This window comes from Streptomyces sp. NPDC099050, assembly GCF_044759865.1.
Taxonomy (GTDB): Bacteria; Actinomycetota; Actinomycetes; order Streptomycetales; family Streptomycetaceae; genus Streptomyces.
Genome location: NZ_JBIWAE010000056.1, coordinates 1 through 8,392, shown reverse-complemented (window position 1 = coordinate 8,392; position 8,392 = coordinate 1). Strand labels below are relative to the sequence as shown.

The 8,392-nt window shown below is 65.8% G+C and carries 6 protein-coding genes and 3 pseudogenes; 2 read left to right on the top strand and 7 right to left on the bottom strand.

Features of this window, described 5'->3' with window-relative positions:
* Positions 1–401: 401 nt before the first annotated feature.
* A pseudogene (gene istB / locus ACIQV3_RS40235) lies at positions 402–1,199 on the bottom strand (IS21-like element helper ATPase IstB).
* A gap of 10 nt (positions 1,200–1,209) precedes the next feature.
* Complete coding sequence (gene istA, locus ACIQV3_RS40230) at positions 1,210–2,829, bottom strand: IS21 family transposase (protein WP_403722258.1); 1,620 nt, start codon at positions 2,827–2,829, stop codon at positions 1,210–1,212.
* Between the two features lie 146 nt (positions 2,830–2,975).
* Here istA and ACIQV3_RS40225 point away from each other — a divergent pair.
* Positions 2,976–3,680: pseudogene (locus ACIQV3_RS40225) on the top strand (transposase); the annotation flags it as partial.
* Between the two features lie 125 nt (positions 3,681–3,805).
* Here the strand turns inward: ACIQV3_RS40225 and ACIQV3_RS40220 are convergent.
* Positions 3,806–4,471 (bottom strand): DUF6431 domain-containing protein, encoded by a 666-nt coding sequence (locus ACIQV3_RS40220; RefSeq protein ID WP_403722262.1) that lies wholly within the window; start codon positions 4,469–4,471, stop codon positions 3,806–3,808.
* Positions 4,472–4,476: 5 nt separating this feature from the next.
* Positions 4,477–4,896 carry a hypothetical protein gene (locus ACIQV3_RS40215; protein WP_403722253.1) on the bottom strand — a complete coding sequence of 140 codons (420 nt, stop codon included), beginning with the start codon at positions 4,894–4,896 and terminating at the stop codon, positions 4,477–4,479.
* 370 nt (positions 4,897–5,266) lie between these two features.
* Between ACIQV3_RS40215 and ACIQV3_RS40210 the strand changes: the two are divergent.
* Positions 5,267–6,081: pseudogene (locus ACIQV3_RS40210) on the top strand (transposase); the annotation flags it as partial.
* 117 nt (positions 6,082–6,198) lie between these two features.
* Here the strand turns inward: ACIQV3_RS40210 and ACIQV3_RS40205 are convergent.
* From ACIQV3_RS40205 to ACIQV3_RS40195, 3 genes are all read right to left on the bottom strand, one after another.
* A protein-coding gene (locus ACIQV3_RS40205) for an IS3 family transposase (RefSeq protein ID WP_403722252.1) occupies positions 6,199–7,451 on the bottom strand; the annotation gives its coding sequence in 2 pieces (ribosomal slippage) (positions 6,199–7,172 and positions 7,172–7,451; 1,254 coding nt in all).
* Between the two features lie 124 nt (positions 7,452–7,575).
* Positions 7,576–7,863 (bottom strand): DUF6881 domain-containing protein, encoded by a 288-nt coding sequence (locus ACIQV3_RS40200; protein ID WP_403722250.1) that lies wholly within the window; start codon positions 7,861–7,863, stop codon positions 7,576–7,578.
* Positions 7,863–8,392 (bottom strand): HYD1 signature containing ADP-ribosyltransferase family protein (locus ACIQV3_RS40195; protein WP_403722248.1); only part of this gene is annotated, 530 nt, incomplete at its 5' end. The genes ACIQV3_RS40195 and ACIQV3_RS40200, both read right to left, overlap by 1 nt.

The following is an 8,392-nucleotide window of genomic DNA, read 5'->3' as shown; positions in this document are numbered from 1 at the left end:
GCGGAAGCTCCGCTGCAGCACCAACCGGATCACCGACATCGTGAAGGCCATCCTCGTCCTCCACCACGCCTCAACATGAGGTTGGAAAAGGCTCACTGTCCCGTTTTGAGTGGATTTTCAAGCAGCCAGGCCGCTACTTGAATGCTTCTCAGGTCTTTCAGCCTGGCCTGGAGGTCGAGGACGCCCGAGACACCTTGGCAGAGGCCCTGCGGCACCTGCCTAAGGGTGCCCGGCGAGATCTGGGCCGACTGGTGCAACAGGTCGACGACGAGTTCGAGCGTCGCACTCTGCCGGACCCTGGCCGAATGAGCGAGTGGACGGCTGGCCGTTGGTGGTGGTGGAGAATCCGAGAGCGCTGACCAATGGAGGCTCCTGATCGTCCACGCTCTCGGGGAGTGCGATCACCCAGCTGCTGCCTGTTGTCCGGTTCGAGCGCGGGTTGTGGCGAGGCGGTAGGAGTCGGTGCCGGTCTCGATGATGTTGCCGCCGAAGGTGAGGCGGTCGACGATGGCGGCGCAAAGACGAGGATCCGTGAAGGTCTTTGTCCAGCCAGAGAAGGATTCGTTCGAGGCGATCGCCACGCTGTTCTTTTCCTCCCGTTCGGTCAGAACCTGGAAGAGGAGTTCGGCGCCGCGGCGGTCGAGCTCCATGTAGCCGAGCTCGTCGATGCAGAGGAGATCGACGCGGCCGTAGCGGGCGATGGTCTTGGTCAGTTGCTTCTCGTCGGCGGCCTCGACGAGCTCGTTGACCAGCTTCGTCGCCAGGACGTACTTGACTCAGTAGCCGGCCATCGCGGCCTCGGTGCCCAGAGCGATCAGCAAGTGGGACTTGCCGGTGCCGGAGTCGCCGATCAGGCAGAGCGGCAAGCCCTTCTTGATCCATTCGCACTTGGCGAGGGTGTGGATCATCGCCGCGTCGATGTTGGGGTTGGCGTCGAAGTCAAACTTGCGGAGTGCTTTGTCGCGGGGGAACCCGGCGGCCTTGATGCGGCGTTCGGAGCGTCGGCGGGCCCGGTCGTCGCACTCGGCGAGGAGGAGCTCGGCGAGGAATCCGAGGTAGGACATCTGCTCGCGTTCGGCCTTCTCGGCGAGCTCGGGAAACTGGGACCGGATGGTGGGCAGCCGCAGCATCCGGCAGGCCTGGTCGACGGCGGTGGTAGCGGCCTGCTCGGTGAGTCCTCGCTGGCGGGGAAGGGACACGGCGTTCTCCTCAAGGGGTGGGGCGGTCGGATCGGCGGAGCCGCAGGAGTTGGTCGTAGTGCGCGACGGAAGGCAGCGGGCGTTTGTCGGGCGGCAGACGGGCCCGGACGGCAGCGGGCAGCGGAGCGATGCCGGGCGGACTTCCAGGGACGACGGGCTGCGCGGGCTCTTCGGGCTCGGCGTCGGCCGCCTTGCGGGCCTCCAGGGCGACGGCGTCTGCGGTCAACGCGCCGGATTTCAGTGCCGCGGCGAGGCCGGTGATCAGGTGTTCGTGGGGCAGGTGGCGGCTGAGGAGGAGGACTTCGATCAGGGCCCGGGTGCCCTCTCGTTCGCCGTGGGCCTTCACGGCGGCTTGCCACCAGGCGTCGTGGATGGGTGTGAAGCGGCCGGCGGCTCGGGCCTGGTCGAGGGCCGTGGCGCCGGGCAGGGCGCCCGGTTTCCGGATCAGGGCCTCCAGGTAGTGGTCGAGTTCGAGGCGGGTAGCGCCGCGGGCGATGAGCCGTTCGTGCCGGGCGACTTCCTCACGGCCGTCGTAGACCACCAGCTCAGAGGCGTGAAGCATGACGCGGACGGTCCGTCCGATCAGGCGGACCGGCACCGAGTAGCGGTTCATCCGGACACAGATCTGGCTGTAGCGGTCGACTCGCGGGGTGGAGAGTCGGCCAGTCTCGAACGGCTCCTCCGGCAGGGGCACCAGCAGCGGCTGTTCGGCCGCGAAGTACTCGCCGATCGTGCGGGGCCGGGAGCGGATGCGTCGGGCGTCGTCCTCCTGGTCCCACCGGTCGATCATCGCGTTGAGCTCGGCGAGCGTGTCGACTTCGGGGACGGGGACCAGGTGGTTGCGGCGGAACCAGCCGATCTGGCCCTCGACTCCGCCCTTCTCGTGGGCGCCGCGGATGCCGGGCTGGCAGTAGAAGGCTTCCAGGCCGTAGTGCGACCGGAAGGCAGTCCAGCGTTCGGCTTCCACCCGGCGGCGTGAGAGGCCCAGCACCTGGGCGACGGCGGCCCTAAGGTTGTCGTAGCGGACCTTCCCGGTCGGCACCCCGCCCAGCACGTTGAGAGCGTGGACGTGGCCCTCGAAGAACGCCTCCTGCCCTGCCGAGGCGAAGATGCGGTGGACGGCCTTGCCCGAATACGACAGCCGGAACGCGAACAAGTAGCAGGTCACCAGCTCGCCGGCCAGCTTGACCGTGACGTCACCGAAGTCGACTTCGGCCTCAGCGCCGGGCTTGTGGGTCTGCGGGACGAACGCGTCCACGACTCCCTTGCCGGCCTGCAGGCGGATCTCCTCGCGGCGGCCAGCGACGTATGCGCGGACCATCTGGTAGGAGATGTCGACGGCGTCGTGCTCGTCCAGCAGCCGGTCGTAGATCCGCTTGACGGTGTGCCGTTGCTTGCGCGGCGCGGTCAGATCCGCCGTGAGTATGGCGTCGATCACGGGCCTGTAGGGGTCCAGCCGCGTTTCTCGCGGACGCATCTTCTTCCGCGGCTCCGGCACCGCCGACACCAGAGCCCGCTGCACGGTCTCGAAGCCGACGCCGTACTTCCGCATGAGCGCCCGCAGCGACATGCCGGTCCTGGCGTCACGGCGAATCGCCGCGTACAGATCGACCTTGGACTTCGGCAGCATCCGGGCCCCCTCGTCGTGCAGAGCACAACCAGGGTCCCGAATCAAGCACCAGGGCGTTCTCGAAACTCAGCAACATCACTCTTCAGTGGAAGAGTGTGTTCCCGTGGTTGAGCTACAGGCGTTCTCGTAACTCGCCGACAAAGCCAGAACGGGCACTGGACCTGAACAACAACGGTCCGCTGATCCTGCTGAGCGGCTACCAGACCCCAGCTGCCCTGCGTCGCACCGGCCGTAAGCGGCTGGAAACGTGGCTGCGTAACCGCAAGGTCCGCAGCCCCGAAGCACTCGCCGCGGTCGCCATGGAAGCTGCTGAGCGACAGCACACCGCCGTCCCGGGGGAGAAGATCATCGCGCAAGTGATCCATACCCTGGCCAAGGAGGTGATGGACCTCAACGATCAGATCACCGAGATCGACAAACTCATCGCGGCCCGGTTTCGTGAGCACGAGCTCGCCGAAGTGATCGAGAGCATGCCCGGCATCGGTCCGCTGATGGGAGCCGAGTTCCTCGCCGCCACCGCCGGCGATATGAGCCGCTACGGCACAGCCGACCGCCTGGCCAGCCTCGCCGGCGTCGCGCCGGTACCCCGGGACTCCGGCAACGTCAGCGGTAACCTCTACCGCCCCAGGCGCTACCACCGCGGCCTACAACGCGTGTTCTACACCTCCGCGCTCATCAGCATCCGCAACTGCGACGTCTCGCGGCGCTTCTACGAACGCAAGCGCGCCGAAGGCAAGCGCCACACGCAGGCAGTCATCGCCCTTGCCCGACGGCGCGTCAACGTTCTATGGGCCCTTCTCCGTGACGGACGGTGTTACGAGCATGGACTCTCCGCTGCATCTGCGGTTTGACATCGTCATTAGGAGGTGACATAGGCAACCCACCTCGCGTCTCGAACAGAGCCCGCCGCTTCGCCGGCGGACACGATCAAGACTTCCGGCACCCTCCGATCCCGACCAGGGGCGGCCCGTGTTGATCAAATAGCGATAGAAGATGAGGTCAGGATCCTGCCGCCTATCGCCCGTCCGGCGAACTCCCACCGCGACACCGTGAGCATCCCCGGCCATCTCGTCGCGGCCGCACGATGGGCGGCCGCGACCACCGAGACGGCATCAGCGAGCGCCGACGCCCCCGCATCCGGCATCACCGGGTCGTCCGCAAGCGCAACGAGAGCCACGGTGAAGTGCCGGCGCACGGCCTCCGCCCGCCCGGCGAACGCCCGCAACCAGCCACGGACCGTGCCCTCGGCCAAGCCCAAGTGGGCAGCAACCTGGCGGTGCCCCATGCCCAACGCGGCTATCTCAAGCCCGGCCCCGATCACCACGGCCGCATCCGCCCGCCGCGGCCAGAGAACCTCCGCTAGCAGCACGTGCGTCACCTTGCAGCCCGAACAGCGCGTACGGCGCGGCCGCAGAAACAGACGAGTCCCCAGATCACCCCGGATCTCCCGGGGCCGCCCATGCCCCCACGGTGCCAGGACCGAGGAACACAGCGGGCATTCCAGCTGGCCGGCTCGCAGCTGTCGCTCTACCAGCAGCGCGTCCGAGTCCACGATCAGCACCGACAGCCTCCGCGGCAAAGCTGTGCTCAGCTCCGAGCACGGACGAAGTACCGCCAGCCTGCCCAAATGCCAAAGGATCATGTTGCTCAAGGCGCCGTTGGCCCTGGACGAAGAATCGTCAGAACCGCTGGGCCTCGGTCACCGGCTTCCGGCTTCGCGACGTAGAGCAGAGCGTGCCGGCGCCCGGGCCACGTAGCGACTGTCCCACCAACATGAACCTCGGCTGTGATCCCCGAACGTTGTTCGGGTCCGCCGCCGAGGAACGCCTCGAGCTCGAAGATGATGTCGTCAATGTCTTCTTCCACCTCAGCAGTGCGTGCGGTGATGGCGAAGTGGAGGACGATCGCGTTCGGTCGAGGCTCTACCGCGATGCCGCGAAGGTGCGGCCCGATGAGTCCCAGCGCCGCTTGACCTGTTTGGTTGAGCAGGTAGTTCCTCCGCAGCAGGACGCGCTCTTCGTCCGCTGTGAGTTGCGGGTTGTAGTACTGCCGGGCGGGGTGATCCACGTCCGTAGGGTACCGACCCCGTCGGCACAGCCCCACGTCGAGCCCTTCTGAACGAACGACGGCCCCACGGAACGTTCGTGTTCACAGTGTCGTCGTGCACGAAGAGACAGCCCGGTCCCGGACCCAGCTACATCCCGTGTGCAACGGGAATGTCGCCGTTACCCCGCTTCATGAACACGCTGAGAGTCGTCTAACAACCTCGTCGGCGATGGCGCTGGCCCCGTAGGTCCCCCGCCGTGGAGGCCTGCGGCTTCTAGCCGACCAGGGTTTTGTGGGCGGTGCAGCCGTTGCAGGCATCCGCGGTCGGGTCATCGGCGATCATCCGCCGGGCCCGCTCGGTGGTGAAGGTGCCGCCGAGGGGCCCTTGGATCATCCCGCAGCCCGGTTCGTGGACAAGGATCCCGCCCGACAAGCCGGGTATGGGCACCCGCTCGCAGATCCATTTGCCCGCTCCAGGCGGCGGTGATCTGAGCGGGGTCGTACTCGGGTCCTGCCACCCTGCCCGGGGCCGGGGTGGCCTGCGGTGCAGAGTGGGCACAGCGTCGTACGAGACTCCGCGCACGGGCCGGACATGCCGCACGGGCACGGGTATCTCCACCAACTCCTCGGCGATGTCCGTACCGGTGGTCGCGGTCTGGACGGCAGCGATCGAGCCCGGCGGCGAGATCCGGGACGGGGCCTGGGTCGCCGAGATCACCGGCGACTGCCTCAAGGGCTGGCCGAAGGGAATGCGGCTGATCGTCCGCAAGGAACGGCCCCACTCCGGCGCCCAGTTGCGCATCACCGACGCTGACGGACTGCGGCTGACCTAATCCGGAGTTAGGAGCAGTCCGGCGGCACTGGAGCTGCGGCACCGCCAGCGAGCCCGAGGCGAGGACCGCATCCGGGCCGCGCGGGCCACCGGCTTGCGCAACCTGCCCCTGCACGACACCGCACAGAACCAGATCTGGCTGGAGATCGTCCAGCTCGCCCTCGACCTGCTGGCCTGGATGCCCATGCTCGCACTGACCGGAAAAACCCGCAGGTGGGAGCCCCGCCGTCTCCGGCTCCGCCTCTTCTCCGCCGCACCCCAGATCGGCACCACCGCCCGCCGCCGGCACCTGAGTTTTCGCACACCACTGGCCCTGGACCGACGTGATCACCGACGCCCTGGCACGGCTCGAAACTCTCCCGAACCCCGGCTGACCAGCGCGTTCCCGTCCCTGCAACCAGCACCACCCCGACCGGAGCCGTGGAACCCGGCGCCCACCCGACGTGACAGCCGGGCCATCAGCGTGAACCGTTCCGGGTTCGGTAGAGATCTCAGTTGTTGGTTGTGACCTGGGGTTTTGTGGTCGTGAGGTAGTAGGCGGTCTCGTATTCGGCGGGTGGGACGTGGCCTATCTCACCGTGGAGGCGGCGGTGGCAGTACCAGTCCACCCACTCCGCGGTGGCCAGCTCGACCTGGGCGAGTGTCTTCCAAGGCCGCCCGGGCTTGATGAGTTCGGTCTTGAACAGCCCGATGGCCGATTCCATCAGGGCGTTGTCGTAGGCGTCGCCGACGCTGCCGATCGAGGCCGCGATGCCGGCGGCGTCCAGGTGCTCGGCGAGCCGGAAACTCGTGTATTGCGACCCGGCGTCCGAGTGGTGTATCAACTCGCCTCGCTCATAAGGGAGTCCGTCGCGGTCGCGCTGCCACAGGGCCATCTCCAGGGCGTCCAGGACGAGCCTGGTTTCCTTCGAGGTGGCGGCGGACCAGCCGACGATCCGGCGGGAGAAAGTGTCCACGACGAACGCGACATAGACGACCCCGGACCAGGTCTTCACGTGCGTGAAGTCGGCGACCCAGCAGCGGTTCGGCGCGCTCGCGACGAAGTTCCGGTCCACCAGGTCGGGGGCCCGCTCGACCGAGCCGTCCGCAATCGTGGTGATCACCCTCTTGCCGCGGACTGCGCCGGCGATGCCGCTCTCGCGCATGAGGCGTTCGACGGTGCAACGGGCCACGATGCGGCCCTGCCGGTTCAGCTCGCGCCAGATCTTCCGGGCCCCGTAGACGCGGTAGTTGTCCTCGAACACGTGGTGGATCAGGGGCTTGAGTTCCTCGTCGCGCACGGTCCGCGCGGATGGTTCCGCGAGGCGTTTGTGGTGGGCGTAGTAGGTGGAAGGGGCGATCTTGCAGTCGTGCTCGGTGAGCGTCCTGCAGATCGGCTCGACGCCGCCGAAGCGGCCCTTGTGCTCGTCGATGAAAGCTACGAGCGAAGATGTGGCCGGTCGAGCTCGGCCGCGAAGAAACTCGCCGCCGCCTTCAGGATGTCGTTCGCCCGCTTCAGCTCAGCGATCTCCTTCTTCATCGCCTTGACCTGCACGGACTCCTCGCTGGTCACGCCAGGACGGGCGCCGGAGTCGACCTGGTCCTGACGGACCCACTTGCGCAGCGTCTCGGTCGAACCGATGCCGAGCTTCTCGGCCACGGCTTTGATCGCGGCCGACTCGTTCGCGTAGTCGCTGCGAACCTCGGCGACCATACGGACCGCTCGTTTACGCAGCTCAGCGGGATAGGAGGAGGGGCGTGCCATGACTCGATCCTTTCATGGAATCAAGTCTCTACTGAACCCGGAACGGTTCAGCGTGCCCACCACCGACCCGAACAACCGAAACGGCCCGCCGAAGAAACCGACGGACCGTCACGAAAGATCGAGGCTAACTAAACCCGGTGTGTGCAATACTCCATTCCGCTTCGAATTCTCCTCTTTCGATCTCGCTTGCTGTGAATTCGGCCTCCGCGTTCAGCTCCTCGAGGCTGGGTGCCGGGATTTCTCCGAGCATTGCATTGCCCGTCGACAATTGAGAATCCGCAAAGATTCTGCGGCCATTTCGAAATACTTCAACCTTGCGAGTCTCGTATCTACTCTCATCCAACTCGCTGTAGAGCCAGGTTGGCTCATCGTCGAAGTTGTGATGCCAGTTGAGCTTCAGGTAGGTTTTCATCAGTTCACTCCGAATTCTCGGATTCGCTGTGAAATGTCGAGGGGTCCATTATTCGGTACGAGGAATACTCCGGGCCGGTCCGCCGCAGTTACAAGTGGCAGGCCTCGTACGTCGATTCCGACATAATGGCTGAAATGTTTTCCATGCCAAGGGGTTCCGTAGAACGCCCTGGACAACTGCCCATTTCTCTTCGTGCCGGGTGTGATATCGGAAAGATATTGACCATCTCCGAGCTTAGCATCCTTAGGTCTGGCTGCCAAAGTGGAGGCCCAGAGTTCCTTGCTGTCGATGATCTGGTTCATCTTGTCTTCTGTTGTGTAGTGGTAAAGCGTTCGTGGACGGTTCGGTGCTTTCACCCCAATAGGGATGGCCAGTGCAGCTATAGAGCCCGCTGCGGCATCCTTACTGTCAAGATCAAATCCCAGGCCCGTGACCGGGTCTGTACGGTCAACGGTGGATCTTCGACCAGGAAGTGACACCTGATGACAGACGTGACCGTGTCGGCGGAGGCCGTGGCGGAGGTACAGCC

Coding starts and splice junctions, on each gene's coding strand:
- ACIQV3_RS40220 (WP_403722262.1), bottom strand. CDS start 4,471: ATGATCCTTTGGCATTTGGGCAGGCTGGCGGTACTTCGTCCGTGCTCG.
- ACIQV3_RS40200 (WP_403722250.1), bottom strand. CDS start 7,863: ATGAAAACCTACCTGAAGCTCAACTGGCATCACAACTTCGACGATGAG.
- istA (WP_403722258.1), bottom strand. CDS start 2,829: ATGCTGCCGAAGTCCAAGGTCGATCTGTACGCGGCGATTCGCCGTGAC.